This is a genomic window from Serratia proteamaculans (assembly GCF_946227095.1).
Lineage (GTDB): Bacteria > Pseudomonadota > Gammaproteobacteria > Enterobacterales > Enterobacteriaceae > Serratia > Serratia proteamaculans_E.
Genome location: NZ_CAMISV010000001.1, coordinates 64,588 through 90,901 on the forward strand (window position 1 = coordinate 64,588; position 26,314 = coordinate 90,901).

Here is a 26,314-nt window from a genome sequence, read left to right on the forward strand (position 1 = left end):
AACAAGCTGAGGGCCGCGACGCAGCCCTCATCGTTTACGCCGCATTACGACGCCCTGGGTTCACCCCGCATTACGCTGTTTGTGCTCTTCCCAGCGTTCGCTGAGCGCATTCAGCTCTTTATGCGCCTGCTGCCAGCGTGCAGAATCTCGCAGCTCCTGACGGGTGAACTGACCGCGATGATATAACTGCTTCACCCGGTCTGCTTTGACCGGGGACAGGTTATCCAGCACGCTGACCGCCCCTGCGCGGTTATTACACACCAGGATCATGTCACAACCGGCATCCAATGCAGCCTGGCCGCGTTCGGCATAGCTGCCCATAATCGCCGCCCCTTCCATCGACAGATCGTCGGAGAAGATAACGCCGTCAAAACCCAACTCCTGGCGCAGGATCTGTTTTAGCCAGTAAGGCGAACCGCTGGCGGGACGCGGGTCTGCTTCAGTATAGATGACATGCGCCGGCATCACGGCGTCCAGCAATTGACGGTTAATCAACTCACGGAAGATCGTCATATCATGTTCGCGGATCTCCGCCAGCGGACGCGGATCGCGTGGGGTTTCTTTGTGCGAATCCGCACTGACGGCACCGTGACCCGGGAAATGCTTGCCGGTAGTTTTCATCCCGGCGCTGTGCATGCCCAGAATGAAACGCTCGGCCATCGCCAGCGCCTGCTGCGGGTCGCTGTGGAACGAGCGTTCGCCAATCGCCGCGCTGACGTGACCAATATCCAACACCGGCGCGAAGCTGATGTCGATATCCTGCGCGATCATTTCCGCCGCCATCAACCAGCCGGCTTCTTGTGCCAGACGCCCGCCCTCATGTGCTTCGTTTAATGCGGCGAATGACTGCGCCGCCGGCAAACGGGTGAAACCTTCGCGGAAACGCTGCACACGGCCGCCTTCCTGATCCACTGCCACCACCAACCGATGGTGCGAAGCTTCGCGGATCTGGCGCACCAGTTCGCGCAACTGTTGCGCATCGTGGAAATTACGGGTGAACAGGATCAGGCCGCCCACCAGCGGGTGCTTCAGGATCTCACGTTCTTCTGCGTCCAGCTCATAGCTGGCAACATCTAACATTACTGGGCCCACGGCCACCTCACTTCATTATTCATTCAGAACATGGGGATATTAAACAAAAACGCCGGTGCAACACTGCGCCCCAGCGCAAAAATTCAGGATCGCCGGTTTGTTGCCAGCGCACTTCAAACCATAACAACATCAGATAATCTACCCACGGCAGCCAACGCTGCACCTGTGCGCGCAGCAAGGGTAAATCTGAGTAGCCAGTGCGGACATAATGCTGCAAATAACGCTGTTGGTCGGCGGGCGACCAGGCGTTGCCGCGAAACAGCGCGGCGATGTCCAGCGCGATATCCCCGTCGGCCGCATACTCCCAATCAATCAAACGCAGGCTTTCGCCATCGGAGATCAGATTGCCAGGGTGAATATCCATATGCAGCGGTGCCCGTTTCAGCGGCATTGGCGGGCGGCGATGCAGGAAGTGCTGATGCAGCCGCAACCAGGCGGGTGTCAGGCGCTGTCGATCCAACTGCGGCCAATAGCGTACGAATTGCTGCTGCAGGTTCAGGGAGTAGCCACTCAGCGGCTGCCGATGCAGGCCGGCCATTAACTCCGCTAAATTTCCGCACTCATTCAGTCTAGCGAACTCCGCCCCTGTGACAACGTCACCCTCGAGCCACTGCAAGATAACCCACTGATTATTCTGCGCTAAAACCTGCGGACCAATCCCCTTTCCCGCACGGCACAGCATCCGTGCTTCACGTCGACGACTGACGCCCAACGCGCTTTTCTCTGCGCTTTGCTGGCGAGCCAAGAGTTGTACACCCTCGCCTTCAATCCGCCAGCTTTCACCGGTCAGGCCCTGCACCGGGCTGAAACGACAACCGGCGGTTTTCACCGCCGGCAGTTGGTTCTCAATCAGTCTTCGCAGGGCGGCTTCAGTGTGTAACGGTGCCATTGCCTGACCAGACGATTTCACCGCTTTGCACCAGCATCAGTTGCATATCCAGCGTAGGTGACTTCACGTCGCCGCTGACGTCGCTGTACAGCACGTACTGTGCACTGACGATACGCGCCAGGCCAATCGCCTTGCTGCGTGACCCCAGGCTGTCATCCACCGACAGGCCCAGCGTCTGTTTGGCGCTTGCCAACTGCGCTTCCGGTACGATGGAGAAGGTCTGATTCGACGCCAACGCTTTGTGCAGTGCGGATGTCGCTTTCGAAGTCTGCAGTGCGCCGTTGGTGTTGTTTTTCACGCTGTCCAGCAGCAGCACGCTGCCCGGATTGACACCATCGGCTTTCAGCATCTGGTTCACCAGCGGCTGTACGCTGCTCAGCCAGTCGAGCTGCTGAATTTTGGGTGGCTGCGGGACCGGTTCGGTGACCGGCGGTTGTGGCTCTTCGACCGGTGGCTTCACCGGCTCAACGGTCACCGGCGGTTGCGGTTGTTCCGGCTCCGGCGGGCGCGACAGACAGCCGGTTAATACCAACGCGGCCAGCGCTACAAATAGATACTTTTTCATTAATCCCTCTCTCACTGAACCAAGAGTTTACAAGAATAGATACAGACGCACGCGTTTGGCATCGAGGTTGCCATTAAGCGAGTAAATAGTGGCGTCTGAATTTGGCGCAATAGTAATGGTGCGTGGCGCTTCAAATGGCCGTATATCCAGCCCCTGATCGTCATACCAGTAGAAGCGATAGTGCACCGTTACCGGCGTGGGTTGACTGTTGCTGAGCTCTGAAGTCGCCATCACACGCCCGGAGGCATTCGAAATTGACGGATTATCAGCCAGAATGCCCGCGGTCAGCACCGGTGAATCCATCACTACCGTCTGCCGATCGTTAACCGCAATGCCGCGCGGGCTGCTACAGCCCATCAGTATGACGACGGGTAACGTCAGCGCCATCAGACAACGCAGGGTTTTGCTAGAGCGCATGATTTTCCTCGGTTAGCGGGACAGCAGCGGCCCCAACGAACGGCCACCGACCAAATGCATATGAATATGATAGACCTCCTGGCCAGCATGGCGATTGCAGTTAACAATCAGGCGGTAACCGTCTTCGGCGATGCCTTCCTGCTCGGCAATTTTCGCCGCAGCGGTGATCATGCGGCCAAGTGCAGCTTCATGCTCGACGGTGACGTCATTGATGGTGGGGATCAACACATTGGGGACGATCAGAATATGGGTCGGAGCCTGAGGTGAGATATCACGGAAAGCGGTGACCAGTTCATCCTGGTAAACCACATCAGCAGGAATTTCGCGGCGGATAATTTTACTGAAAATCGTTTCTTCGGCCATCTGGCGTTCCTTGTAGAGGAAAATAAGCTGTACGCAGTATGAGTGACAAATTCTACTGCTTTCAACCTGATTGCGCACTTTCCGTGTTGAGTGATGCAGAATCAGACAACCGGTCAGGGTCATCGCGCCGCTGTCAGCGTTGCCCAGCGGCATTCATCTGATTTTTTTCACTTTGGTTATTCACTATTGTTGCTTTACTTGCCTGTTGCCGCCGTCAATAGTAACCCTATGATTAACAACGGATAGAGAACAACATGCGATTCAAAACCCTGGCGTTGTGCACGCTGCTGCTGTGCGGCCATGCAGCGGCTGAAACCAAAAGCATTATTGACCTACAGGCCAATCAGCAACATTTGCGTGCGGCGAAAAATCCAGCCGCGGTGGCACTGATCCCGGCTAATTATCCTTTTGCCGTACCGGGCAAGCTAACCGTAGCGGTGGCATCTGAAAATTCCCCGCCACTGGCGCTGTTTGCCGAAGACAATAAAACGCTGATTGGCAGCGACCCGGATATTGCACAACTGGTGGCGGACAGCCTGGGACTGGAGCTGAATCTGGTGCCCACCTCCTGGGAAGACTGGCCACTCGGGCTCAGCTCAGGCAAGTACGATGCCGCCATTTTCAATATTGCCGTGACCAAGCTGCGCAAGACCAAGTTTGATTTCGCCACTTACCGCGTGGATACGCTGGGCTTTTATGTGAAATCCACCAGCAAAATCACCTCAATCAACCAACCTGCGGACGTTGCCGGGTTGCGGATTATTGTTGGCTCGGGGACTAATCAGGAAAACATCCTGCTGGGCTGGGATAAGCAGAACCGCGCCAACGGCCTGGCACCGGTGCAGCCGATTTATGTCACCGATGACGCCGCCGCCAACCTGAGCATTCAGTCCGGACGCACCGACGCATTCTTCGGCCCACACTCCACCGGTGCCTATAAGGCGGCGCTGACCGGCAAAACCAAAATGGTCGGGATTGGCCCGAACGTAGCCTATGTAGCGGTAACCACCAAAAAAGATAACGGTCTGGTGGCAGCCATCAACGCCGCCATCAATGGCGTGATCGTCAGCGGCGAATATGCCAAGGTGCTGGACCGCTGGGGTGAACACGATGAGAAAGTCCCACGCTCTGCCATCAACCCGCCAGGTATTGGCGACTAACTCTCAATCAACTGCGGTGCGTGTGAACGCATCCAATTCGCCAGCGAGTCGAGCGTCGGGCGCAACGTTTTGCCCAGCGGCGTAATCTGATATTCAACACGCGGGGGGACCTCCGGGAACACCTGCCGGGTGACCAGACCGCGTTGTTCAAACTGCCGCAGTTGCCGCGTTAGCTCTTTCTGGGCGATCGGTGCCACTGCGCGTTGCAGCTCGCTGAATCGCACCGGACTGTCGATCAGTATCAGTCGGTAGAGGATCGGAATCGCCCATTTCCCTGCCACCAGATTCACAAAGCCCACCATCGGGCAAGGTTCGCCCGCTGCCGGCAACGCCGCTAAATTTTTTTCCGTTGTCGAAAGCCCGGAGTTGGTCATTTCATCCCACCTTGTCCTTTAGTATCCAAAAGGTGCCTACTATGCAAAAGATACTATAGCGCAAATAATGGCTGCATCGACAACAAACGGGAGTGGGCTATGTCACGACTTAAAGGTAAATACGCGTTAATCACCGGCGGCACCAGTGGAATTGGACTGGAAACAGCGCGTCAGTTTATTACCGAAGGTGCTACCGTGGCGATCACCGGTCGCAGCCAAAGTAGCCTCGACGCGGCGGGTGAAGCGTTGGGCAACGTACTGCTGTTGCGCAGCGATGCCGGAGATATTGCTCAACAGCGCAGTTTGGCACAGCAATTGGCTAGCCATTGGCCGCGTCTCGATGTGCTGTACATTAACGCCGGCGATGTCACCCACCACCCCTTGCAGGAATGGGATGAGCTGAGCTATCAGCGGCTGATGGACATCAATCTCAAAGGGCCATTCTTTCTGATCCAGTCACTGTTGCCACAGTTGGCTAATCCGGCGTCGATTATTTTGTGTGGCTCGGTCAGCGCACATATTGGCCTGCCATTAAGCAACGTTTACGCCGCCAGCAAAGCCGGCCTGCTATCGCTGGCCAGAACGCTGTCCGGTGAACTGCATCCGCGCGGTATCCGGGTTAACGGCCTCAGCCCCGGCCCAACAGAAACCCCGGCGCTGGGCAAACTCGGCCTGAAGGATGCCGATGAGCAGGCACTACGCGACGAGATCCGCGCCCTGGTGCCGATTGGCCGCATGGGCACGGCGCTGGAGCTGGCAAAGGCGGCGGTGTTTTTGGCCTCTGACGAGTCCGCCTTTATGGTTGGCAGCGAATTGCTGATCGACGGCGGTGTGAGGAATTTGTAATAGCACAGGGTAAATATCCAGAGTTTATCTCTGCGGCATTAAACCCATGGTGTTAATTATTTCACTTGCAACAGTCGCACATACTCCGTAAGCAATTGCGGGCTCCGCTTACATTACTGCGGTCACTCTGGCTGGCACCACTGCCTACACTGATCTAACAGGGCACATTGTGGATCCCTTATCGCCAGCCAGAACCCGACTGACCCTAGCTATCCCTCCCCCTCGTTGTGTTTTCCTGATAACGCCATGCCTACCCAACCGGGTGTCATGGGCATAAGTGGAGAGTAAGACGATGAGAGTACAAAACCTGATTAATGCCGCGCTGCTGTTGATGCCGCTAGCTTTGGGTGGCATCGCCCAGGCCAACGATCAGACCATCCCCTGGGGGGAAAATACCGGCGGAGTGGAAACCAATCACATTGCCGCCGTCGGCCAAAATCTGAATGCCACACACCAGAAAGTAACCAAGACCCAGGAAGGCGTGTGGGCAGCAAATACCGGCAGTATTTCCAACGACGAAAAGGCCCTGACCAGTGGTCAGAACCCGGCGCCGAAAACAACGCCTTAAACGGGAGTTATCGCGAAACGACAAGCCGTGACAGCAACCACTGCACGGCTTAACGATCAGCCCAGACCGGGGATGGCGACGCCGAAGGTCTGCAGCAGTAACACCATATTGAGCAAAAGAATGATCACGGTACCTATGATCGACAGCAGGCTGGTCAGTCGGCTATTCACAAACTCACCCATAATGTCGCGGCGGCGGGTAAACATCACCAGCGCAATCATCGGGGCCGGCAGTGCCAAACTCAGTACCACCTGGCTGTAAACCAGCGCATCGGTGGCATTAACCCCTAACGCGACCACGATGAATGCCGGGATCATGGTCACCATACGACGTACCCATACCGGAATACGGAAACCGACAAACCCCTGCATGATCATCTGACCTGCCATGGTGCCCACTACCGAGCTGGAAATACCGGAGGCAATCAGCGACATCAGGAAGATACCGGCGGCGGCCGCACCAAACAATGGGGTCAGCGTGTGGTATGCCGTGCCAATTTCTGCCACATCACTGTTACCGGCATGGAAGGCGCTGGAGGCCATAATCACCATGGCGATATTCACCAGCCCGGCGATAGACAGCGCAATGATCACCTCAATATTGGAAAAACGCAGCAGTTTACGACGCTCACCGCTGTCACTGGCTGGGGCACGGTGTTGGGTCAGGCCTGAGTGAAGGAAGATGGCGTGCGGCATTACGGTGGCACCAATGATGCCGACGGCAATGGTCAGCGCCTGTGCATCCGGCAATTGCGGTGTGACCATGCCCATGCCCGCTGCCGCCCAATCGACCGGCACGATAAACATCTCGACCAGGTAACACAGGGCAATCACCGCGACCAGCCCGCCGATCATCAGTTCCACCGGACGAAAGCCTTTCTTCTCCACCATCAGCAAAGCATAGGTGATAACCGCCGTCACCCCCATCCCTGGCAACAGCGGCATATGGAACAGTAACGCCAGCGCTATTGCACCGCCGAGAAACTCCGCCAGATCGGTAGCCATTGCCGCCACTTCGCTGAGTATCCACATGCCGATCACTACCGGGCGAGAGAATTGATCGCGGCACATTTCCGCCAAATTGCGCTTGGTGACGATGCCCAGTTTGGCCGACAGCGCCTGAAACAGCATGGCGATCAGATTAGCCATCACCACCACCCATAACAGGCTGTAGCCGTATTTCGAACCGGCCTGAATATTGGTGGCGAAATTACCGGGGTCCATATAAGCAATAGAGGCAATCACCGCGGGGCCGGCGAACAGCAGCGGCGTAAAGGCACCCCGCTTGCGCCCGGCAAGTGCGTTACCAATTGCCGTATTGGTTCGTTCGGTTAACGATGTGCTGGTTGCCGCATCACGCATGATTTACCCTCAATCTTTTTCTGGTTATTTTTCACCCAACACTCAGAGCAATGTAGCATCGGCTACACTTTATGCAAAATGGAAGGTTCACTGCCTTTGTGTACAAATATTTCTTATTGTCATCGAATGCACCAGCCGAATTGATAATGCGTCGCCTTTGGACTAACGTATGGCGGAACTGCATTAACCTGCAACTTACTGGTTTAACGTTTAAAGGACGTCTCAGAATATGGCAACAAGCACACCAGACGACGCCGAACGCCCCGTGGTGGCTGAAATGCCGGACGAGGCTGAACATGCCCTGCGTTTCACCCGCGCTCGCGAGGCGCAGTCTAATGCGCTGATCGAGGATTATGTCGAGCTGATTGCCGACCTGCTGTTAACCACCCGCGAAGCCAGAACTACCGATATCGCCAAGCGCTTTGGCGTTTCGCACCCTACCGCGATCAAAAACATCGCCCGGCTGAAAAGTGCCGGTCTGGTGGAGTCACGTCCTTATCGTGGGGTTTTTCTGACCGAAGAAGGTGAGCAACTGGCGCAGAAGGTACGCCGCCGTCACCGTATCGTGGTTGATCTGCTGGTGTGTCTCGGGGTGCCGAATGATACGGCGGAGCTAGACAGCGAAGGGATTGAACATCACATTTCTAACGACACCCTGGCGGTGTTTGAACAGTATCTGCAAAAGCACGCGGTAAAATAAATCCTCGCCAATAAAAAAGGGAGGCTTTCGCCGCCATACCTGCGCCAACAAAAACAAGCAGTTACAATAATATCAGTGAGTTAGATACTTGTAACTGCCTGCTAAAAACGGGTATAGCGTGGGCGTTTGGGTCAATTTGTGGATCGTTTTTGAAAAAATTTCACGCTAGAATTAAAAACGCCCAATTTAATATAATTAAATTCAACTCATATAAAACTCATCCCAGAAATCTTGGTTATCGAATTCAAATGCAACAGTTTGACAGTCATTGAATTGTGCAATAACACTATCAGATTGATTATAATGGCGCAATTTAATTAACTTTTCTATTAATAAACTCACATTTTTATTACTTTCATTAACCTCAATTCCATTATCATTGTTCAAATAATTTCTTCTGATGGCATCATCAAAATACATCTTATCAGCGTCATCAATTTCACCAAATGGTTTACCATAATAGTCACACATTACATATTTAAAAATAGTCCTCGAAGGAAAGCAACTCCTAATTTTATTTATTTCACAAAGTAAATCATAAAAATCATCAACATCATTATCGGATTCGTATTTATTAACCAACGCTTTAACTTCATCTTCATCCTTAAGGTTCTTCAACTCATTGATGTAACTTCTCAATTCCCTAATTTTTTTATCATTTTCTGCGATTATCTCGACCATCCCGTTATTACTTTCTTGAAGCCTATTATACTCCTCACGGCTAACCATATCCGGTCTACTTAGTTTATCTAATATACTCTGGAGTTTTCCGAAAAAGACATCCCTACCGATATCCCACTTCGTACCACTTTTAGGTTGAAAATTTACAGCACTGATTAAATCATCTCTTAAAGAGTTTATTTTTAATTTATCATCTATCTTTATAACCTGAATCCCTAACAATACATCCTTTACATCACTAAAATCAGATGGAGGGACAATTATTGGGATCATCTTGTGTGACTTTACCCATGCCGCACCCATTTCACATAAACAAAAATTACTATCAAAATAACTAGGCGTCATCAGCATGATGACAACCTTCGGCTCTACCATTTGATTTTTCATGTAACTAACAAAATTTTCGCCTACAGGTATCCCATACTCATCCAATGATGAACAGAATATTTCATCGTCGGGAACGCCTATCCCTGTCTCTATTAAATCAACAAATGCCCTAACCAAATCAATATCTTTAGTTGCATGACTTATGAATACTGACTTACTCATTTTATCTCCAATCTAATAATTAAATACATGTAGTTAAAAGCAATTAAATCAGATGAATAACATTAACTAATGGATTAAACCTAATTGCATCTTCCAAATAATCCGGCGCAAAGTGCGCATAAGCCATTGTTTGTAGAATACTTGAATGCCCTAGAATCCGCTGTAACGCCAGAATATTGCCCCCATTCATCATAAAGTGACTGGCAAAGGTATGGCGTAGTACGTGAACGGCCTGCCCTGCTGGCAAGCCGGGAGCAACCTCTTTGATGCACGTTCTCACATACGAGTAATTGAGTTCGGCGAATATTGGCCCGGCCTTGATCCCAGAAGTGATTTCTTTGCAAAGTTCGGTTGAGATCGGCACCGTTCGGTTTTTGCTGTTCTTGGTGTTGAGGTAAGTCACCTTATTGCCGATCACCTCTTCACGCCGAAGTTTGACCACCTCCCCCCAGCGTGCTCCTGTTGCCAGGCACAACTTAACCGCCTTCAGATGATCACCTTCCAGCCGGTCGAGCAACTGCCAGATTTCGTCATGAGTTAAGAAACCCATTTCCTGATCCGGCAGCTTAATTTTTTTCATCTCTTTGAGCGGATGTTCACCGTGATAAAGCCCCAAATCGATGAGAACGGAATACACCCCGCCCAGCTTTTCTTGGTCGAGGTTGACGGTTTTTGCCTTTCTGCCTTCGGCGAGGCGAAGCACTCGATAATCAGAAAAGAAAGATCGGGTGATCTGGCAGGCCTTAGGGTTACCCATTTTTGCCGCCATCACCTGCAATTTATGCTCTATCTTCACGCCATCTTTCAGGTTCTGGCCATGATGTTTAAACCAAAGGTCTATCAATTCCGTTAATGGTCGTTGGTCGGCCGGTTTATCTACCCAGTCTTTATTGTTTTGTGTCGCGATAACCCAGCGTTCAAACTGTTGTGCCTCGGATTTAGTCTTAAACTTCTTGCGGACACGCTTACCCGTCCGACCCTGGGGGCGCACATCCACCATATAGCCTTCCGCGCCGAGCGATTTAATACTCATCCCAAAGATTCCTTTCGAAACAAACTCCGCCCTTTCCCCAATAATTCATGATCTTCCAGGCGATTAACCAGCCTTCTGGCCTTTTTGGTTCTTGGATGTACTTTCGTGCCCATCAGGGGAGAGAACAGGCGAAATCTGGCCGATTTCCGGCGCGACATCCCCTGTCATAAGCCACATCGTGTACTTTTTGAGTTGCGGGTTATTAACCACAAGTTCGATCGTTTTTAAACCTGCCTCGGTCTGACCCGTCTCATAGTTCTTTATCGAACCAAGCGGAACCCCTACCAAATCGGAAAAAGCCTTCTGAGTTAATCCTTCAGCTTGTCGGATCGACTTCAGTTTTTGCGCGTAATCGCTTGACATGGTCACGTCCAAATGACTATCCTTTTGAAAAGGTCACGTGTAAATGACCTTAATGACTTAAATCTGCGTGATCTTAAAGGGTATCACTATGAACAAAAACCGACAAAAAAAGGTGATTGGGGTAAGGGAAAACCAACTGCCGGCCGATTATCCATTTGGTGATCTGTTGGAAGAGTCGATCTCTGACTACGCCCTGCGTATCGGCAAAAACAAGCAAACCATCCGAACTCAGGCGGACACTGGTGCTCTGCCAATCTTGCAAGCACGCCCAGGCGCAAAACGTCGCGTAAACCTGTACGCCATCTATCTGAATGCCAAGCGTCATGCTGAGAAATTTGTTGAACGAATGAGTTGAGGCAAAAAAATGCGACCAAGCGAACATGCCATCACCAAAATTAGTCGTAATTCATCACGCTATCGCGGTTTTGTTATTACTCGCCGTCCGAGCAATGTTGTAACGCTTTACGCCAGGTATGAGATCAGCCAAGGCGATCAGTCTTACGGCCTGTTCGATGCACAGGCACTGGCAACGTATTACATCGACCAACTTTACGCACAACAACAGGTGGCAGCATGAAACAGGCTTACATCATTTTGGTTGATGATCTGCTGACGCAGTACCACGCCAAAGCCCAAAACATCAATGCAGCCAGCGCTATCGCTCCAGCTGTGCGGGCTGTTTCACTGAATGATCACGCATTCCGTTTGAGCATTGGCCTTACTGGCTTATTTAGTGCCGCAGAAGCCGCAGGCGATGGTGTAGCTGCTGCGGTGATCGATAGATTGGTGTCACGCTGCAACAATGGCGATATCCCATTGCCGCAGCTCAATTAGGGGGTTCTATGAATGACGGTCTTGCGTTCTTAATCGCCTGGTATGTAGCAATAATGTGTTTGATGTTTTGGGGCCTTATTGACAGCTGTGGGATAAAAGGCTTCAAAGAACTTAGAGCGGGTTTCGTGAAATACTCATGGCCCGTTATTAGCCGGTTATTAGTGGGTATTTTTATTTTTTTAGCGATTTATAAATTACTTTCAGTAGTTGTACCTGCATGACCGGCCCTACCTGAGAGCGCATCCCTTCCATTAACGTGTGGGCGATAGGCGTCGTGGGGTGCGCTCTCAAGTGGGATTTCGTCTTACCGAGGAATACCACCACTGAGAAAAGCACATAAGCGCTCTTTTAGAGTAAGCGTGTGGAGCTGCTGACTAATATGGTTATCTGGAAAACCAGCAGCGATAATAGCTCGAATATAGGCCGGTTTAATCAAGCCACCAGGAATATCAGAATCATGTTCAGACAATTCAGCCAATGCAGATTTGATATCCAACTCACTCATCGAAACACTACGATGAATGATTTTTTCATATTCAAACGCTTGCTGTTTAGCAGCTGCACCGTATTCACTCGGTTTATAAACAAAAAGATAAGACGACAGAATCATAATAAGAAAGCCAAGCAGCCAACCGTTAAAAACGTCGGCCATCACAGTACTACCGAGTATTACCTGAATGAAGCTCACCAAGTTAAACAAACTTTTATTCAGTTTGGTGGTCATTTGCTCGCGGTAGTAGCAATCATACATGTGCGCTTTTGTACTTTTGCTCAGCTGCTCGGTCATTTTTTATTCCTTGTCGTCTTGATCATCCCGGCCTTTTTCGGGAATAGCCGGTTCATCATATTGTCTGTGTGGGACGTGATGTTTTACAGAGTCATCAATGCAGAGACGCTTATTCATTACATTCTTCCTTATCGTGGGGGATTGTCATGCCCGTGTTCCTGGCAGAACGTGGCGGGCATGACGAAGATACCACAACGCGGCCGGGCGCGTAATCCCGGAGCATTAAGGGCAATCGCATCAGTCCGGTCGCGCCCTAATAAATGAATGGGCTGCAATAGAGCGGATAGATTGACCTAACCATGAGCCGGCATGGATAAAACCGGCACATATTCCAGTGCGCACTAATAATTGCTTATTGAAATATATAACCACTCGAAATAACAAATGCTGCCTTCTGGTGGCGGGCTTCCCACATCCTAAATTCAGGGGGTTTTATGAACGATGTTGCGTTAATGGAATTACTAACAGAAGCCCGCCGTGCCTCACGGTTGCAACTTCTGGAGCTGTTAAGCACTCGGATTGAACGTTTGGAAGCCGACAATGCTTCCCGCGATCAAATTCTCTCCATGCTGAAAAGCTGGATAAGCGCCCGTCAAAATGTTGGGGCCAGTAAATCTCAGAGGGGCGTACTGTGATAACCCTTGCTGGCACCCCTGCCAAACCTGACGTCTACCGCAAAGCCATTTCTTTATTAGCTCAGTTTCGCCGAGGCAATCGAGTGTTTCGCCGTATTAAGCCACACGGCTACCTAAAAATAGATATCGGTTATCGCTGGCGCTTGCTGAGTAAAAACGGTGGCAAAGATTGGCGGTTAATGACTCACGAAACTTACAACGTAGAGTACCGAAAATGACGGGTTTCGACCTAGCCATCACCATAGCCAGTATCTGGGCTGTTATCGCCTTTGGTCTGGTTGGCTTATTTCTCTACCGCTATTGCAAGTTCTGCCGGGTATTTAACCGCCAGTGTTTGCAGCCAGAAGAACGCAATTACGACTAAGGATGCCTGATGGCGGATCAAATCGACATGGCACAGGAACGGCATCAGCTAATTCTTGACGCTCAAATCAAAAACGCTCGCTCACAGCCTTGCGGGCCTTCTGCACTTCACTGCGAAGAATGCGGCTCATCTATTCCTGAACCTCGCAGACGCCTAATTCATGGTGTCACTACCTGCGTGCACTGCCAAGCAATGCGCGAAGCCAAATCACGACATCTTAAAAGTGGCTCATTATGAATACTCGTCCCGCCCTGAAATGGCTTGGCAGCAAAGCCAGCATCATCGACACACTGCGCCAACACTTGCCGGCAGGTAAACGCTTGGTTGAACCGTTCGTCGGCTCCGGCGCGGTATTCCTCAACACCGATTACGACAGCTATCTGCTGTGCGATATCAACAGCGATCTGATCAACTTCCACAACGTCGCAAAAAACCTGCCTGATCAGCTTATCCGAGAAGCGCGCAATCTCTTTAAGGAGCAAGCCGACGAGGTGGGTTATTACGCTGTGCGTGCTGATTTCAACCTGCGCTGTGATAGTAATTTCCTGTACCGTGCAGCGCAGTTTCTCTACCTGAACCGCCACGGTTTTAACGGTGTTTGCCGCTATAACCTGAGCGGTTATTTCAATGTGCCGTTCGGTCATCGTAAAGCGCCCTATTTCCCCGAAGAAGAGATCCACGTATTTGCTGAGAAGGCGCAAACGAAAAATGCCATTTTCCTGTGCTGTTCATTCCAGGAAGCGATAAGAATGGCCGAAACCGGTGACGTGATTTATTGCGATCCGCCCTATATCCCTGCATCAGCAACCGCCAATTTCACCAGTTACCACACCGACGGTTTTACCAGCGACCAACAGCGAAAGCTGGCCCGCATGCTGCGCATTGCAGCCCGCCGTGGGTGCCACGTTGTGGCATCAAACAGCGAAACAGTTGCCGCGCTGGATCTGTACTCCGATTTCAACATCACCACTACCACCGCCCGCCGTTCGGTTAGTGCCAATGCCGCTGGCCGCATGCGTGCAGGTGAAATCATAGCCACCATGGGGGCATCAACATGCAACTAAAAGCGAGTGATTTATTTGCTGGTCTGGGCGGCTCGTCAACTGGCGCAGAAATGGCAGGTATCGAAGTGGTTTGGGCAGGCAATCATTGGCCTGCCGCCGTCGAAGCCCATGAAAAGAATCACCCTGGCGCAATTCATGTTTGCCAGGACTTGCACCAGGCTGACTGGTCGCGGGTGCCGCAGCATGATCTGATGATGGCATCCCCTTGTTGCCAGGGCCATAGCAAGGCACGCGGGAAGAAAGCAGGTAATCCCCAGCATGACGCCAGCCGATCCACTGCTTGGGCTGTTATTTCCGCCGCTGAATATCATCGGATGCCGAACATCATCGTTGAGAATGTGGTCGAGTTCCTTCAATGGGCACTCTATCCGGCGTGGGAAGGCGCTATGCAGGCTCTGGGCTACTCACTCGCACCGCATATCGTGGATTGTGCCGATCTGGGCGTCCCGCAAAATCGCGTGCGCCTGTTCATCATCTGCACCCGCAGCAAGAAACCACTGCATTTAACACTGCCCAAAATGCCGCATGTGCCGGCAGAAACCTTTATCGATTTTTCCGCAGGAAACTGGCAACCGGTTGAAAAGCCGGGCCGCGCTAATGCAACGCTGGAAAGGGTTAAAAATGGTCGCGCACAGTTTGGTGAACGGTTTCTTTTTAGCTACTACGGCAACACCAAAACAGGGCGATCCCTTACCCGTCCCATCGGGACGATCACCACCCGCGATCGGTGGGCTGTCGTCGACGGCGATCGCATGCGCATTCTGACAAAGGAAGAGAACATGTTGGCCATGTCATTCCCGGCAGATTACATCAAGCCGCCATCACACAAGTTAACCGTTCATATGGCTGGCAATGCCGTGCCACCCAAAGCCATGTGCGAAATCATCACCGCACTGGCGGCTCAGGCATGAAAAAGCAACTGAAGCACACCTGGCGTCGTAGATGAGTAAAGAGCCACGCGGGCGCAAAGCACCATCTCCGCCGTTGCCGTACCCTGGCAGCGGCGCACCTGTTTTTAAATGGGCATTCTCATGGAACGCCCCGCTCCCGGTTATCGATCCGTCGCTAAACCGACCGGCCGAGATCGATAAACAGACCGAGGAGCAGATCGCCGCCACCCTGCGCGCACATCATCTGTTAGAACAACAACCACAACTGATCCAACGCGATGTGCGCTACCACATCAACAAGCTGGAAGAATCCCAGGGCATCCGCCGGGGCAATGCGTACTTGACGAAAAACTTTGTTGAGCGCGTATTGCCACGGCTTGATCTCGTCAGTGATAAATACCGCGCTTTCGATAACAACAGCGATGCAGCCCTGTGCCACCGATTTAACCATCTGCCGGACGCCGGGCGAGCTGATATTGAACTGTTGGCGAAAGATATTACCGCTGTCATCAAGCAGGAACTGAGCGTAGTCGATGAAGAGACTGGCCGGTCTTCTGAATTATTGAACGTCATGGCGCTATATAAAGGGGCTGCCGCACTCACCCGCAGGTTTAAGCAAAAACCGCCACTGTGGAAAACCTACCAGGTGGCCCGCTGGAAAATGACAGTGGAGAACACCTCACCGGCAATCATGCGCATGATGTCAGAAGATTGGTGGCTGCGCCGTTTGCGACGCCATGCCGACCGCTGGAAAGAGCACCTGCATATTGCCATTGGTCACGTCAGCAAAAAAGCGACGCCCTATGCCAGCCGGCCAACCGTCAGCGATTGGCGGGAGCAAAAACGCCGCACCCGTGAATTCTTAAAATCGATGGAACTGGAAGACGACGAAGGCAACCGCATTTCGGTGATCGACAAATACGATCACAGCGTTGCAAATCCAGCCATTCGCCGGTGCGAGCTGATGAACCGCATTCGTGGTTTTGAGGATATCTGCAACGAGATGGGGTTCGTGGGGGAGTTTTACACCCTGACAGCCCCTTCCCGCTTCCATGCCACCAACAGACATGGCCACCGCAATCGCAAATGGTGTGGAGCCAGCCCGGACGAAACGCAGCGCTATCTGCGTAATGTGTGGGAACGCGCACGCGCCAAGCTACATCGTAAAGGCTTTCGTATCTTCGGGATCCGTGTGGCTGAGCCGCACGGTGACGGCACGCCTCACTGGCATATGCTGCTATTCATGCGGCCCGAGGTAGTTGACCAGGTGCGCGATATCCTGCGCGCTTATGCCTGTGCGGAAGACACTGACGAGCTTTACAGCGAACGCTCAAGAAAAGCCCGTTTCCACGTCGAGGCCATAGATCCGGAAAAAGGCAGCGCCACCGGTTACATCGCCAAATACATATCAAAGAACATCGACGGTTACGCGCTTGATGGCGAACTGGACGACGACAGCGGTAAAGAGCTGAAAGAAATTGCTCCGGCAGTATCAGCCTGGGCAGCCCGCTGGCGTATACGACAGTTTCAGTTTATCGGCGGTGCACCGGTGACGGTTTACCGCGAATTGCGCCGCATGGCTGACCATGAAACCGCACTAGGCCTCAGTGTCGAGTTTGCCGCCGTACATGATGCCGCCGATTATGGCCACTGGGCTGAATACGTCAACGCCCAGGGCGGCCCCTTTGTCCGGCGTGACGATCTGATCGTTCGCTCCTACTACGAGCCGGCAGAAGCCACTAACGACTATGGCGAAGACGTGATCCGGATACGGGGTGTGTTTTCACCACCGGTCGGGATGGATACCCCAATTATCACCCGCACGAAGGAATGGAAGTTCGTTCCGGCCCGTGCCGTTGACCTGGCCGTTGACCTTAAGGGCGCGCCTGCGCCCTCTCGGAGTTCTGTCAATAACTGTACGGTGTCGCCGGAAAGGCTAAAAACCAAACAGGTTAAGGAACCAGCGCCACCGCCTGAAAACCTCGATTTTGAGCGAATAACCGACAAGGAACGGCGGTTGATGCTCCGGCGAATACGCAGCGCTCCGCCAGAACCCGTGAAAAATCCATTTATGACCGTCGCCGAGGGCTTTGCATTGCCTGGCGAAGGGCTAAATCTGCCACCAATAAGGTCGGTACTGCCAGACCTGGCCAGCAATAAGCGCTGGCGGGAACAGGTGCGCCACGAACAGGAGCAACGCGCCCTGGCTTATTTCAGTTTGGATGATGGGCAGGAAGCTGAACATCACCGGCCACCTACGGCCAGCGCTGGCATTAACACAATCAAACGGCCACTCAGCAAGCTGGAACGCCAGATCGGCAGCTTCGCCGAATCCATCGGTTTCAGCCTGGATGCCTGCATTCTGAAATCGATGGCCAGGGGCGCAACGGTCACTATCGACGGTCAGCGCTACCGGGCACGGGCCGACGGTTGTCTGTATCAGCAAACAACGCCGGCAGCTACTACCGCGCTGACGCGACTCACTGCGCTATGGCATCAGCAGATACCAGAACAAACACGCCTGGTTGGTGACCACCTGAGAAAAGAAGCAGCGAAACAGAAATCGGAGGAATAACATGACCACATCGACAGAACGTAAACGCGCCCAGCGCCAGCGTGACAAGGCGAACGGCATCACCACGATCACCCTGCGCGTAGACAGCCAGGAAATGGCGATGATTTTGGAAGGTTGCCAGCAACGCAGGATTGCGCGTGAACCTTATCAAGTAACGGAATATCTGATTGGCCTTATCCGGCAAGATAACAAGCTGTTGCATAAACAGATGGCTGGCCTGAGAAAAAGCAGTTGCGGAAAATGTGGTGATACTCTTCCAGGTGATCCGAAGGGTTGTTGTATGCAGGGTGATTCAACCTGTTGGCAAACAAGAGGCTATAAACAAATAATGTTGAGTACACTTTAAAAGAACAACTATTGATAAATACACTCTATTCATATAAGTATACAGTATAGAAAGTTGCGAGAATTTCTACCTTAACAGAATTAATTGCAGTGCTAATTATCTACGGAGTTTATTAATAACAGTGAAAATTATAACAAGAGATGTTTAAATGAGGAGTTGAGAATGTTTAAAAAAGTACAATCAATTGATAATGTTGCTGTTTACAGTAATTACCGATGGAACGACTCAGTAAAAGATAAAGATGGCACAGTAGTTGATTTTAAAAAAGTCAACATTCTTTATGGGAGAAATTATTCCGGAAAAACCACTTTATCAAGAATATTCAGATCATTAGAGACAGGGGTAATTTCAGAAAAATATGTTAATCCTCAATTTCAAATGGTTAGACAAGACAACTCAATTCTTACGCAAAATGACATCTCAAATAATCAGATAAAAATCAGAGTTTTTAACGAGGATTTTATAAGGGAAAACTTAAAATTTATAACAAACCCCGATGAGGATATTAACTCCTTTGCAATACTAGGTGATAACAACAATAGAATTGAATCCGAAATACAGGCTCTTGAAGATACTTTAGGCTCAATAGAAGAAAAAAAAGGGGTCTTATGGGAAATTGAAGTTAAAAATAAAAAACATTTAGAAAATACAAAAAACCATAGTAAATCAGTCAACGACTTAAACGACAAAATATCAGACAAAGCACTTAATAGAAAATCAGGTATAAAGTATAGTGAAGTGTTCGGAGATCCTACTTATAACTCTGCAAAATTAACCTTAGATATTAAAACCGTACAATCAGAAACGTATAAGCCTATATCTGAGAATGATGCTCATCAACTTAAAACTCTTCTAAGAGAAGATGTAAAAACTAAGCTGGAAGAAATAACACTTCCTATCCTAGATTTTGAGTTACTCAATGATAAAACAGAAGCGATTTTAAAAAAAGAAATAAAAGTAAGCAACCCTATTAACGAACTTCTAAACGATGCATTACTAGAGAAATGGGTTAACCAAGGCAGAGAGTTTCATAAACATACCCGAGAGAACTGTGCATTTTGCGGTTCAGTGTTACCAAATGATCTATGGGTTAAATTAGAACAACACTTTAATAAAGAATCAGAAAGCCTAAGAGGTGAGATTGAAAAATTAATTATAGAAGTCAACCAAGCAAAGAATGAAATAACAAATGGCTTTAAAATTGACTTAACTCGCTTCTATTCAACATACACTGGTGAAGTGTCAGCAATCGAAAGCTCCATTAATAAATTATTTAAAGAGCAATATAAAAACTTAGATATTCTCGTGTCTGATTTAAAGAAAAAAGAAGAGTCGATATTTACACCAATAGTGCCAAGTATTGTAATGGATTTTAGCTTGGACATCTCATCTGAAATATCAAAACTTAATGAGATAATTAAAAAATCAAACAACCTCACAAATAAATTAAGCAGCGAAAAATCAAAGGCTAAAATCACATTGCGATTAAATGAGGTATATAAATTCACGATAGATACAAAGTATTCTGATGAGATAGAAAAAATAGCTCAACTAAAGATAATAGAAACAGAATCTAATGCCCCGCTAAATGAATCCAATGAAAGAAAAAAAGAAATCAATAAACAAATAAACACTTTGAAAGTGCAATTGAAAGATGAAACCAAAGGGGCTGATGGTGTAAATAAATTACTGAATGATTTTTTTGGACACCAAACTTTATCGTTAAAATCTATAAACGATGGTGAAACGTATAAATTTGAAGTAATTAGAGATAATAAGAAGGCACATCATCTAAGCGAGGGTGAATGTAGCTTAATCGCATTCTGTTACTTTATGGCTAAACTTGAAGACATTGAAACAAAGGGATTATCTCCAATAATTTATATTGACGACCCTATATCTAGTCTTGATAGTAATCATATATTTTTCATTTATAGCATAATAAATAGCAAGATAATTTCAGAAGGTAATTTCAAGCAAATATTTATTTCCACTCACAATTTGGATTTTTTAAAATACCTAAAGCGGATACCTAAAAAAGATAATCTAGGCAATAAATTACCTCAAGAATTTTTCATAATCGAAAGGGCTGAAGAAGAAAGCAAAATAAGATTAATGCCGAATTATTTAAGAAACTATGTAACAGAGTTCAATTACTTATTCCATCAAGTATTCAAGTGCGCAAATGCTGATTTACATAACATAGATAATAGTCACGATTGTTATTATAACTATGCTAATAATGCACGGAAGTTTTTGGAGGCATTTCTATACTTTAAGTATCCAAATGCTTTGGAAAATGACAATTCGAAATTATCTAAATTCTTCGGGGGTGATCCTCTTTCAGCTGCCTTAACAGACCGAATTAATAATGAATTCTCTCATCTTGCTGGTGTTTTTGAGCGCAGCATGACTCCTATTGATGTTCCTGAAATGAAGAATTCGGCACAATTTATACTGAAAAAGATACGAGAAAAAGATCCTGACCAATACGATTCCTTTATAACCAGCATAGGTAATCCAATACAAACATTTTGAGCTATTAACTATTAGGCTATTTCATGTGCAATAAGCGCCTCATAGATACAGTATGAGGCGCTTTTTCTTTGCGCGTTCACTCACATCGTAAAAGAGATGACCTTACACCGCTAATGCCATGCAGCACCACTGCGATTTTCTGCACCCAGCAAAGATAAAAAAGATCCGCATCGATCCCCCTATTCCGTGCCGTCCCCCCCGCCTCCACGCTGCATGCTTAACAATTCGCTTTTTATGCAGTAGAAAAAAGGCGCTAAAGCCTTGTCTAGTGCGGATTTTATGGGTGATTAGGCATGCAATGAACTATGCGGATTGTTGCACTTAGGATATGCGGCTTTTTTTTGGCAAAGAATCACTTTCGATCTCTGCAAAAACCGCGATTGCGGGTTGAGTGCCGACATTGAGCATGCCGGGCGACTTGGCGTTATCCTGCCACGTCACATTTTAATTTTCAACAGCCGTGTGACGCGACAATTTAATGAAAAAAACGCCGGTGACATGTCACATGGAATCCCATTCCGAATGAAAAAACATGCGAAAGAGAATTATTTCCTCCACTCTCTAGAACCACTAATACTGGACATGACTTCTTTAAAATCAAATGCAGGATCTGAATTAGGGTTAAATTGTCCGTCCTTACCATCATAAATAAAACTTTGACAATCACACTTATCACCATTTTCACCACAATCCATGCAATCAGCATTACAATAATCAATCATTCTATCAATAGCATCCCAAGGCTCGTAGTCATAATCAAAATGGCCATACCCACTCCGCCCGAATATTCTCCCATTAATAAAATCATCAATATCATTTCTACTTTCCAGCTTGCAATCGAAAGCATTATATATAGGCCGAAGCACCACTCTTGCATAGTCAAATTTATATAATGGCATCTCAAAAAACACTTTACCCTGTTCAGCATTAAGGCTATGGAAGGATAACTCTCCATACTTAGCTATAAGGTTCTTGTATCTTTTTTCATCTAGCACAACGTGCTTAAATGAATTATTAATCGCATCCAGAAGAGAAAACTTATTGTTTATATGCTTGCATCCATCAACTGCATATCTCTCATCGAAATTCTGGATGAAATTATGTCGAGTGACACTCGTTTTTTTCTGCGCAATGAATAGCATATAGTCAACAGCATGAGCTAAGATAGTATTGAATGAAAAAACATGATGTAGCTTCAAACTATCCGCATTCAACAATGAGAAAAACTCTTCAGACGCAGGGTATAGTACATCGCCAAAATAAGAAATAAGATAATTAGCGTCTTTCTCTTCAGACCTACCACTGTAAATTTCCATAATACCCCATAAAATATGACACCATGTCTTTAGACAACTAGAGATGATACATATTTTTTCTGTAAATTAAGCTTATAACTATAGGCCAATACAGTAAAAAATGTTGTATCCAGCATCAAGTAAGCACCAGTTATAGCATAGATCAGTACACTCACCGACCAAAATGCTTATGAGTTTTCTCTCAACAGCTCATAGGGTTTAAAACTAATCACTTCCTCCCCTGCCCACTCGTTTAACTCGCACAACCGCTCTTGCAGCGGAGCCAGCTCGTTAATGGCAAACACCCGTGCAGCCTTCTCAACATCACCAAAACCACCGGTATTGTTTGGCAAAATCCCCATCAGTTGCGGTGGTGTGCGCTGAGCCGCAAGCTGATCATCACGAGTGACGTTTTTGATGTTCAAAAACTCATCTTTTGCCGCGACCTCGGCCAGCGGGATCAGTTGTAACCCGTCCGGCTTACCTCCAGGTGCATACATAAACAAGTTTCGGAAGTTACCCGGCCCTTTTGACTCTTTCAGCGCTTTGCGCAGGTTGTCGATATCCTCCTGCTTGTGCGCTGCATCGTTCATGTACAGGATAAATCCGGCATGACTGCCGTTAAGGTAGTATTTCCGGCGGAACAGCGTCGCCGCCTCGTTAAGCCAGATGGAGTTAAGCGAGGAAAGGTATTCGGGAACGCCGTAAATCTCCTGGTTAATGTCAGGATCCAACAGGTGAAAAATAGACCCCTCCGCAAATTGATGCGGTTCCATCCACGATTGCACGAACCAGTAAGAATCAGTTTCTACGCCTCGGCGGGTATATTTTGCCAGGCTTGGGGCCAGTTTCATCAGACCGCCCAACCGGCTATAGCGCCCCTCAATAAAGCTGTTGCCGAACACCATAAAATCCTGCGCATAGCGGCTAAAATCCTGCTTTGACAGCAACCGGTGTGGTTTGAACATACTCACTAAAATATTGCGCTTCATGGTGATCGGTGAACTGTGATGCACTGCTGCGCGGAACGTCTTCGCCAGGCCACTGAAAGAGATCGGCGGCTCATACCAACGGTCAACAATACTGCATTCCAGATAATCCAGAATTTCACGCCGATCCAGCATTGGGATCGGGTCGCCGAAGGTAAACGCCTCCACATGCTGCGCGCCGCTTTGCTTCTGCGTGATCGGCTGGGTATTTTTGCGGCCCCGGTTGCGTTTGCTCATCTAAAAAATCTCCATAAAACCTGTATTGCTACCGGTTGCCCCTTCGAGCGGTTCATTGAATAAGGCGTGCATAACCGCCCAGGCCACATCTCCGTGGCTGACGCCTTCTGCGCGGCTGGTGACATAGGTTGCCCGCCGGCCCGTTGCGGTCATCTGTTTACGAATGGACATAAACGCCTGAGCGATATCCAGCGCGCCGGCGTCGAACTCCAGGCGGCCAGAGCGGATCACGTCGCGGGCTTTCAGCACCAGGTCGGTTTTCATTTCAAGGCTGTAGTTGATGGCGTTAACCGCCGGGAAGAACTGGCGCACCAGTTGCGACACCGCACGGCCGAGGCCGGTGTTATCGATGCCGATATAGGTCACGTTGTAGCGCTCAGTCAGCGCCTTGATATTTTTGGCTTGGGCGGAAAAATCCATACCGCGCCATTGATGGCGCTCCAGCACGCGGAACTTCCCGCCGGCAACCAACGGTGGCAGGATGACCGCACAGCCGGCGCTGTCACCGTTTTCAGAACTGGCCGGGTCATAACCGATCCAAACTTCCCGCGCCGCCACCGGGCGCAATGCGAAGGGTTTAACGTCAGTCCAATGCTCCCAACTGTCGACCATGCAACGTTGCATTTCCCCCATCGGGAACACCGACGCGGTATCATCAATGAAGTTACACATGAACAGGTTTTCAAAGTCTTCATCGCTGTTTTCTTCGCGCAGCTCATCGAGATCAAACAGGTCACAACCACCGCGCAACGCATCCTCAATGGTGACAATCTGGCGAAACTGCTTATCTTCACAGAGCAGGCCACTGGCCAAGCGTTTATAGCTAACGTCAATTTCCCTGCGTCTGTCCTTCGATTTCCCCTTGTTAAACAGCGTGCCATTCCAGAATGAATAGGCTTCATGGGTCATACTGGACGGGGTGGAAAAGTAGGTTGAACGGTAGCGTGTTTGCGACGCCATACCCGATGCGGCCCGGCGAAGCTTTTTAAACCCCGGGATCCAGAAATATTCATCCAGGTACAGGTTGCCCGGTCGCCCTTGGGCGGTGTTGGAGTTGGTGCCCAGGAAGTGCATTTCCGCCGCATTCGGCAAGATGATCGTTTCCCCGCGCAGCTCTACATCAACCTCCTGCGCAAAGGCCATGATGTAGTTTTTGAACTGATGCGCCTGAGCCTTCGAGGCAGAAACAAACATCTGATTGCGGCCCGTATCCAGGGCGTCGATAAGGGCTTCACGGGCAAAGTAGTAGGTTGCGCCGATCTGACGACTTTTCAGAATGTTGCGGATGCGAAATTCTTTCGACAGCCCGGCCTGATACCAACTGCGTTGATACTCAAACATCTGTTCTAAAAAGATGTCTTTCAGCCGGGCGTGTTGCTCATCCGTAAAGGCATTTTTCTGCGTGCGTTTGCGCGGGCCGGCGTTACGGGCGGCAATGTTGGGGTTAAGATCGGCCTCATTCCCGCCGCAGTTGTATTTCCCTATGCGGGCGTGTCGCTCCGCCTGGCGGGCCAACAGGTCAATTTCTTTAAGATCGCGCCCTTCCTTCTCCGGCTTTAGGATCAGTTGGCAATACCGGGCGGCGGTCGTGATTTGCATCTGGTCGAGCGGGCCGTAATCGTCCCACTTGTCGCGGCGTTTCCAACTGTGTACCGTGACGGACTTCACCCCGATCATCTCGGCGATGCGGGTCACTCGCAGCCCTTGCCAGTAGAGATACATCGCTTGACGACGGGGATCTAAATCGGCACTGATAGTAATAGCGTTCATGCGCAATCAGCCTGAATTTCAACATTTCAATGCCGAAAGGCTACCTACCCGCTACCGCCAATACCCTTAATGCACCTTGTGCCATTGGCCACACAAGGCCGCCGCGTTGTCCCCATTCCAGCACCCCGCCACCATAAGCCAAACACGGCCAACACCGGCCACATTCGCTTACATGATCGGGGCTTATCCAATGCCAATTTCAAAATCTTTCCGTGTCGCCGTCGAGGGAGCAACCAGTGATGGCCGTCAGATCCAGCGCCAGCACATCAAAGAGATGGCCGACACCTATAACCAGAAATTCAAACCGGCGCGCGTCAATCTTGAGCATTACCTGAGCATTTTCCCTGACAGCACCTTCTGTGCTTATGGTGATGTGATCTCCCTGAGTGCCGATGAAATCAGCGATGGCCCGCTAAAAGGGAAAATGGCGCTCTACGCCCAGGTTGATGCAACGGATGGACTGGTGCAGTTGAACAATAAGCGCCAGAAAATTTTCACCAGCATTGAGTATTACGAAAAATTCGCTGACACCAACAAAGCCTATCTGACCGGCCTCGCGTTCACGGATAACCCGGCATCACTCGGCAGTGAAGCGATGAAATTCAGCTCAAATCACCTGGCACAGCAAGGCCTGTTTTTCTCTGCCGCCGAAGAAACCACCCTCGAATTCGAAACGCCGGAAACCGATAAGCCGAACCTGCTCGCCAGCATTAAAGCCATGTTCAGCAAACGGCAGGCCTCTGATGATGCGCGCTTTATCGATGTTCACCAGGCCGTGGAGTTGGTCGCCGAAAGGCAGCAGCAGGCCGAGGAAAAACTTTCCGGTCTGGATGGCATGAAAGACACCATTCAAAAGCTGACAGACCGACTGACCGCCAGCGAGACGGCATTTTCTGGTCTGGAAACCAAACTCAGCACCACCGACCGCAGCGACAAGCGTCGCGATCTGTCAACGGGTGGCGAAAGCGCCGAGCTAACCGACTGTTAAGCAACCAATTACAGGCGGTGACAGCACCGTTCTAGCCGATT

Annotated in this window: 31 protein-coding genes; 17 read left to right on the forward strand and 14 right to left on the reverse strand. The window is 49.7% G+C overall.

Translation table 11 applies throughout. From position 1 onward, the window contains the following. Window positions 1-60: 60 nt before the first annotated feature. From nagZ to hinT, 5 genes are read right to left on the reverse strand one after another with little or no spacing between them, the layout of a single operon-like run. Window positions 61-1,080: a beta-N-acetylhexosaminidase gene (gene nagZ, locus OC597_RS00390; protein ID WP_112348127.1), complete on the reverse strand. Its 1,020-nt coding sequence runs from the start codon at window positions 1,078-1,080 to the stop codon at window positions 61-63. 31 nt (window positions 1,081-1,111) lie between these two features. After that, the gene (locus OC597_RS00395; RefSeq protein WP_261424401.1) at window positions 1,112-1,981 is read right to left on the reverse strand and encodes a phosphotransferase; all 870 of its coding nucleotides are present in this window, start codon (window positions 1,979-1,981) and stop codon (window positions 1,112-1,114) included. Next, the gene (gene lpoB, locus OC597_RS00400) at window positions 1,962-2,546 is read right to left on the reverse strand and encodes a penicillin-binding protein activator LpoB (RefSeq protein ID WP_261284242.1); all 585 of its coding nucleotides are present in this window, start codon (window positions 2,544-2,546) and stop codon (window positions 1,962-1,964) included. The genes OC597_RS00395 and lpoB overlap by 20 nt, the downstream gene beginning before the upstream one ends. Before the next feature lie 27 nt (window positions 2,547-2,573). Continuing rightward, window positions 2,574-2,963 (reverse strand): YcfL family putative periplasmic lipoprotein, encoded by a 390-nt coding sequence (locus tag OC597_RS00405; protein WP_261260374.1) that lies wholly within the window; start codon window positions 2,961-2,963, stop codon window positions 2,574-2,576. A 12-nt stretch (window positions 2,964-2,975) separates the two neighbouring features. Continuing rightward, a complete protein-coding gene (gene hinT / locus OC597_RS00410; protein ID WP_020826355.1) occupies window positions 2,976-3,326 on the reverse strand; it encodes a purine nucleoside phosphoramidase in 351 nt (116 codons plus the stop codon). Window positions 3,327-3,580: 254 nt separating this feature from the next. On the opposite strand from hinT, the gene OC597_RS00415 reads away from it, so the two are divergent. Then, window positions 3,581-4,486 carry a transporter substrate-binding domain-containing protein gene (locus OC597_RS00415; RefSeq protein ID WP_261424402.1) on the forward strand — a complete coding sequence of 302 codons (906 nt, stop codon included), beginning with the start codon at window positions 3,581-3,583 and terminating at the stop codon, window positions 4,484-4,486. Here OC597_RS00415 and OC597_RS00420 read toward each other — a convergent pair. After that, window positions 4,483-4,860 carry a winged helix-turn-helix transcriptional regulator gene (locus OC597_RS00420; RefSeq protein WP_261424403.1) on the reverse strand — a complete coding sequence of 126 codons (378 nt, stop codon included), beginning with the start codon at window positions 4,858-4,860 and terminating at the stop codon, window positions 4,483-4,485. The genes OC597_RS00415 and OC597_RS00420 overlap by 4 nt on opposite strands. A 99-nt stretch (window positions 4,861-4,959) precedes the next feature. Here OC597_RS00420 and OC597_RS00425 point away from each other — a divergent pair, with 99 nt between their 5' ends. Both OC597_RS00425 and OC597_RS00430 read left to right on the forward strand, forming a co-directional pair. Next, window positions 4,960-5,706 (forward strand): SDR family oxidoreductase, encoded by a 747-nt coding sequence (locus tag OC597_RS00425; RefSeq protein WP_261424404.1) that lies wholly within the window; start codon window positions 4,960-4,962, stop codon window positions 5,704-5,706. Window positions 5,707-5,998: 292 nt separating this feature from the next. After that, complete coding sequence (locus OC597_RS00430; RefSeq protein WP_261284238.1) at window positions 5,999-6,274, forward strand: hypothetical protein; 276 nt, start codon at window positions 5,999-6,001, stop codon at window positions 6,272-6,274. 56 nt (window positions 6,275-6,330) lie between these two features. Here OC597_RS00430 and OC597_RS00435 read toward each other — a convergent pair whose 3' ends face one another. After that, window positions 6,331-7,635, reverse strand: a complete 1,305-nt coding sequence (locus tag OC597_RS00435; protein ID WP_261260381.1) for an Nramp family divalent metal transporter — start codon at window positions 7,633-7,635, stop codon at window positions 6,331-6,333. A 229-nt stretch (window positions 7,636-7,864) separates the two neighbouring features. Here OC597_RS00435 and mntR point away from each other — a divergent pair, with 229 nt between their 5' ends. After that, window positions 7,865-8,335, forward strand: coding sequence for a manganese-binding transcriptional regulator MntR (mntR, locus tag OC597_RS00440; RefSeq protein WP_085116245.1), 471 nt, complete (start codon window positions 7,865-7,867; stop codon window positions 8,333-8,335). A gap of 201 nt (window positions 8,336-8,536) precedes the next feature. On the opposite strand, the gene OC597_RS00445 is transcribed toward mntR, so the two are convergent. The 3 genes from OC597_RS00445 to OC597_RS00455 all read right to left on the reverse strand — a co-directional run bounded on the left by OC597_RS00445 (window position 8,537) and on the right by OC597_RS00455 (window position 10,961). Beyond that, window positions 8,537-9,565 (reverse strand): toll/interleukin-1 receptor domain-containing protein, encoded by a 1,029-nt coding sequence (locus OC597_RS00445; protein WP_262206952.1) that lies wholly within the window; start codon window positions 9,563-9,565, stop codon window positions 8,537-8,539. 43 nt (window positions 9,566-9,608) lie between these two features. After that, a complete protein-coding gene (locus OC597_RS00450) occupies window positions 9,609-10,598 on the reverse strand; it encodes a phage integrase (protein WP_262206953.1) in 990 nt (329 codons plus the stop codon). Between the two features lie 63 nt (window positions 10,599-10,661). Beyond that, on the reverse strand, window positions 10,662-10,961 hold the full coding sequence (locus tag OC597_RS00455) for a helix-turn-helix domain-containing protein (RefSeq protein WP_262206955.1): 300 nt from the start codon (window positions 10,959-10,961) through the stop codon (window positions 10,662-10,664). 88 nt (window positions 10,962-11,049) lie between these two features. Here OC597_RS00455 and OC597_RS00460 point away from each other — a divergent pair, with 88 nt between their 5' ends. From OC597_RS00460 to OC597_RS00470, 3 genes are read left to right on the forward strand one after another with little or no spacing between them, the layout of a single operon-like run. Beyond that, window positions 11,050-11,316 (forward strand): DNA-binding protein, encoded by a 267-nt coding sequence (locus OC597_RS00460; protein ID WP_262206956.1) that lies wholly within the window; start codon window positions 11,050-11,052, stop codon window positions 11,314-11,316. Window positions 11,317-11,325: 9 nt separating this feature from the next. Beyond that, window positions 11,326-11,538, forward strand: coding sequence for a hypothetical protein (locus OC597_RS00465; protein WP_262206958.1), 213 nt, complete (start codon window positions 11,326-11,328; stop codon window positions 11,536-11,538). Next, window positions 11,535-11,795 (forward strand): hypothetical protein, encoded by a 261-nt coding sequence (locus tag OC597_RS00470; protein ID WP_262206960.1) that lies wholly within the window; start codon window positions 11,535-11,537, stop codon window positions 11,793-11,795. Before OC597_RS00465 ends, OC597_RS00470 begins: the two co-directional genes overlap by 4 nt. A 304-nt stretch (window positions 11,796-12,099) precedes the next feature. Here OC597_RS00470 and OC597_RS00475 read toward each other — a convergent pair whose 3' ends face one another. Further along, complete coding sequence (locus OC597_RS00475) at window positions 12,100-12,582, reverse strand: hypothetical protein (protein WP_262206961.1); 483 nt, start codon at window positions 12,580-12,582, stop codon at window positions 12,100-12,102. 434 nt (window positions 12,583-13,016) lie between these two features. Here OC597_RS00475 and OC597_RS00480 point away from each other — a divergent pair, with 434 nt between their 5' ends. From OC597_RS00480 to OC597_RS00520, 9 genes are all read left to right on the forward strand, one after another. Then, complete coding sequence (locus OC597_RS00480) at window positions 13,017-13,217, forward strand: hypothetical protein (RefSeq protein ID WP_262206962.1); 201 nt, start codon at window positions 13,017-13,019, stop codon at window positions 13,215-13,217. Continuing rightward, window positions 13,214-13,435 carry a ParE family toxin-like protein gene (locus OC597_RS00485; RefSeq protein ID WP_112362394.1) on the forward strand — a complete coding sequence of 74 codons (222 nt, stop codon included), beginning with the start codon at window positions 13,214-13,216 and terminating at the stop codon, window positions 13,433-13,435. Before OC597_RS00480 ends, OC597_RS00485 begins: the two co-directional genes overlap by 4 nt. Continuing rightward, a complete protein-coding gene (locus tag OC597_RS00490; protein ID WP_262206964.1) occupies window positions 13,432-13,581 on the forward strand; it encodes a hypothetical protein in 150 nt (49 codons plus the stop codon). The genes OC597_RS00485 and OC597_RS00490 overlap by 4 nt, the downstream gene beginning before the upstream one ends. A gap of 9 nt (window positions 13,582-13,590) precedes the next feature. Continuing rightward, entirely contained in the window at window positions 13,591-13,818 is a 228-nt protein-coding gene (locus OC597_RS00495) for a TraR/DksA family transcriptional regulator (protein WP_261147837.1), read from the forward strand. Continuing rightward, the gene (locus OC597_RS00500; protein WP_262206966.1) at window positions 13,815-14,645 is read left to right on the forward strand and encodes a Dam family site-specific DNA-(adenine-N6)-methyltransferase; all 831 of its coding nucleotides are present in this window, start codon (window positions 13,815-13,817) and stop codon (window positions 14,643-14,645) included. The genes OC597_RS00495 and OC597_RS00500 overlap by 4 nt, the downstream gene beginning before the upstream one ends. Continuing rightward, window positions 14,636-15,556 (forward strand): DNA cytosine methyltransferase, encoded by a 921-nt coding sequence (locus tag OC597_RS00505; RefSeq protein ID WP_262206968.1) that lies wholly within the window; start codon window positions 14,636-14,638, stop codon window positions 15,554-15,556. Before OC597_RS00500 ends, OC597_RS00505 begins: the two co-directional genes overlap by 10 nt. A gap of 31 nt (window positions 15,557-15,587) precedes the next feature. Then, on the forward strand, window positions 15,588-18,110 hold the full coding sequence (locus OC597_RS00510; protein ID WP_262206970.1) for a replication endonuclease: 2,523 nt from the start codon (window positions 15,588-15,590) through the stop codon (window positions 18,108-18,110). A gap of 1 nt (window position 18,111) precedes the next feature. Next, the gene (locus OC597_RS00515) at window positions 18,112-18,456 is read left to right on the forward strand and encodes a hypothetical protein (protein WP_262206972.1); all 345 of its coding nucleotides are present in this window, start codon (window positions 18,112-18,114) and stop codon (window positions 18,454-18,456) included. A gap of 162 nt (window positions 18,457-18,618) precedes the next feature. Continuing rightward, window positions 18,619-20,994 carry an AAA family ATPase gene (locus OC597_RS00520; protein ID WP_262206974.1) on the forward strand — a complete coding sequence of 792 codons (2,376 nt, stop codon included), beginning with the start codon at window positions 18,619-18,621 and terminating at the stop codon, window positions 20,992-20,994. Window positions 20,995-21,539: 545 nt separating this feature from the next. Here the strand turns inward: OC597_RS00520 and OC597_RS00525 are convergent. The 3 genes from OC597_RS00525 to OC597_RS00535 form a co-directional block, all read right to left on the reverse strand. Then, on the reverse strand, window positions 21,540-22,310 hold the full coding sequence (locus OC597_RS00525; RefSeq protein ID WP_262206975.1) for a hypothetical protein: 771 nt from the start codon (window positions 22,308-22,310) through the stop codon (window positions 21,540-21,542). A 167-nt stretch (window positions 22,311-22,477) separates the two neighbouring features. Next, the gene (locus tag OC597_RS00530; RefSeq protein WP_262206977.1) at window positions 22,478-23,515 is read right to left on the reverse strand and encodes a phage portal protein; all 1,038 of its coding nucleotides are present in this window, start codon (window positions 23,513-23,515) and stop codon (window positions 22,478-22,480) included. Beyond that, complete coding sequence (locus tag OC597_RS00535) at window positions 23,516-25,285, reverse strand: terminase large subunit domain-containing protein (protein WP_262206979.1); 1,770 nt, start codon at window positions 25,283-25,285, stop codon at window positions 23,516-23,518. A 190-nt stretch (window positions 25,286-25,475) separates the two neighbouring features. On the opposite strand from OC597_RS00535, the gene OC597_RS00540 reads away from it, so the two are divergent. After that, window positions 25,476-26,273: a GPO family capsid scaffolding protein gene (locus tag OC597_RS00540; protein WP_262206980.1), complete on the forward strand. Its 798-nt coding sequence runs from the start codon at window positions 25,476-25,478 to the stop codon at window positions 26,271-26,273. Window positions 26,274-26,314: the final 41 nt, after the last annotated feature.

Bases quoted from the DNA above. Each gene is read 5' to 3' on its own strand.
- nagZ (WP_112348127.1), bottom strand. From the start codon at position 1,080: ATGTTAGATGTTGCCAGCTATGAGCTGGACGCAGAAGAACGTGAGATC.
- OC597_RS00395 (WP_261424401.1), bottom strand. From the start codon at position 1,981: ATGGCACCGTTACACACTGAAGCCGCCCTGCGAAGACTGATTGAGAAC.
- lpoB (WP_261284242.1), bottom strand. From the start codon at position 2,546: ATGAAAAAGTATCTATTTGTAGCGCTGGCCGCGTTGGTATTAACCGGC.
- OC597_RS00405 (WP_261260374.1), bottom strand. From the start codon at position 2,963: ATGCGCTCTAGCAAAACCCTGCGTTGTCTGATGGCGCTGACGTTACCC.
- hinT (WP_020826355.1), bottom strand. From the start codon at position 3,326: ATGGCCGAAGAAACGATTTTCAGTAAAATTATCCGCCGCGAAATTCCT.
- OC597_RS00415 (WP_261424402.1), top strand. From the start codon at position 3,581: ATGCGATTCAAAACCCTGGCGTTGTGCACGCTGCTGCTGTGCGGCCAT.
- OC597_RS00420 (WP_261424403.1), bottom strand. From the start codon at position 4,860: ATGACCAACTCCGGGCTTTCGACAACGGAAAAAAATTTAGCGGCGTTG.
- OC597_RS00425 (WP_261424404.1), top strand. From the start codon at position 4,960: ATGTCACGACTTAAAGGTAAATACGCGTTAATCACCGGCGGCACCAGT.
- OC597_RS00430 (WP_261284238.1), top strand. From the start codon at position 5,999: ATGAGAGTACAAAACCTGATTAATGCCGCGCTGCTGTTGATGCCGCTA.
- OC597_RS00435 (WP_261260381.1), bottom strand. From the start codon at position 7,635: ATGCGTGATGCGGCAACCAGCACATCGTTAACCGAACGAACCAATACG.
- mntR (WP_085116245.1), top strand. From the start codon at position 7,865: ATGGCAACAAGCACACCAGACGACGCCGAACGCCCCGTGGTGGCTGAA.
- OC597_RS00445 (WP_262206952.1), bottom strand. From the start codon at position 9,565: ATGAGTAAGTCAGTATTCATAAGTCATGCAACTAAAGATATTGATTTG.
- OC597_RS00450 (WP_262206953.1), bottom strand. From the start codon at position 10,598: ATGAGTATTAAATCGCTCGGCGCGGAAGGCTATATGGTGGATGTGCGC.
- OC597_RS00455 (WP_262206955.1), bottom strand. From the start codon at position 10,961: ATGTCAAGCGATTACGCGCAAAAACTGAAGTCGATCCGACAAGCTGAA.
- OC597_RS00460 (WP_262206956.1), top strand. From the start codon at position 11,050: ATGAACAAAAACCGACAAAAAAAGGTGATTGGGGTAAGGGAAAACCAA.
- OC597_RS00465 (WP_262206958.1), top strand. From the start codon at position 11,326: ATGCGACCAAGCGAACATGCCATCACCAAAATTAGTCGTAATTCATCA.
- OC597_RS00470 (WP_262206960.1), top strand. From the start codon at position 11,535: ATGAAACAGGCTTACATCATTTTGGTTGATGATCTGCTGACGCAGTAC.
- OC597_RS00475 (WP_262206961.1), bottom strand. From the start codon at position 12,582: ATGACCGAGCAGCTGAGCAAAAGTACAAAAGCGCACATGTATGATTGC.
- OC597_RS00480 (WP_262206962.1), top strand. From the start codon at position 13,017: ATGAACGATGTTGCGTTAATGGAATTACTAACAGAAGCCCGCCGTGCC.
- OC597_RS00490 (WP_262206964.1), top strand. From the start codon at position 13,432: ATGACGGGTTTCGACCTAGCCATCACCATAGCCAGTATCTGGGCTGTT.
- OC597_RS00495 (WP_261147837.1), top strand. From the start codon at position 13,591: ATGGCGGATCAAATCGACATGGCACAGGAACGGCATCAGCTAATTCTT.
- OC597_RS00500 (WP_262206966.1), top strand. From the start codon at position 13,815: ATGAATACTCGTCCCGCCCTGAAATGGCTTGGCAGCAAAGCCAGCATC.
- OC597_RS00505 (WP_262206968.1), top strand. From the start codon at position 14,636: ATGCAACTAAAAGCGAGTGATTTATTTGCTGGTCTGGGCGGCTCGTCA.
- OC597_RS00510 (WP_262206970.1), top strand. From the start codon at position 15,588: ATGAGTAAAGAGCCACGCGGGCGCAAAGCACCATCTCCGCCGTTGCCG.
- OC597_RS00515 (WP_262206972.1), top strand. From the start codon at position 18,112: ATGACCACATCGACAGAACGTAAACGCGCCCAGCGCCAGCGTGACAAG.
- OC597_RS00520 (WP_262206974.1), top strand. From the start codon at position 18,619: ATGTTTAAAAAAGTACAATCAATTGATAATGTTGCTGTTTACAGTAAT.
- OC597_RS00525 (WP_262206975.1), bottom strand. From the start codon at position 22,310: ATGGAAATTTACAGTGGTAGGTCTGAAGAGAAAGACGCTAATTATCTT.
- OC597_RS00530 (WP_262206977.1), bottom strand. From the start codon at position 23,515: ATGAGCAAACGCAACCGGGGCCGCAAAAATACCCAGCCGATCACGCAG.
- OC597_RS00535 (WP_262206979.1), bottom strand. From the start codon at position 25,285: ATGAACGCTATTACTATCAGTGCCGATTTAGATCCCCGTCGTCAAGCG.
- OC597_RS00540 (WP_262206980.1), top strand. From the start codon at position 25,476: ATGCCAATTTCAAAATCTTTCCGTGTCGCCGTCGAGGGAGCAACCAGT.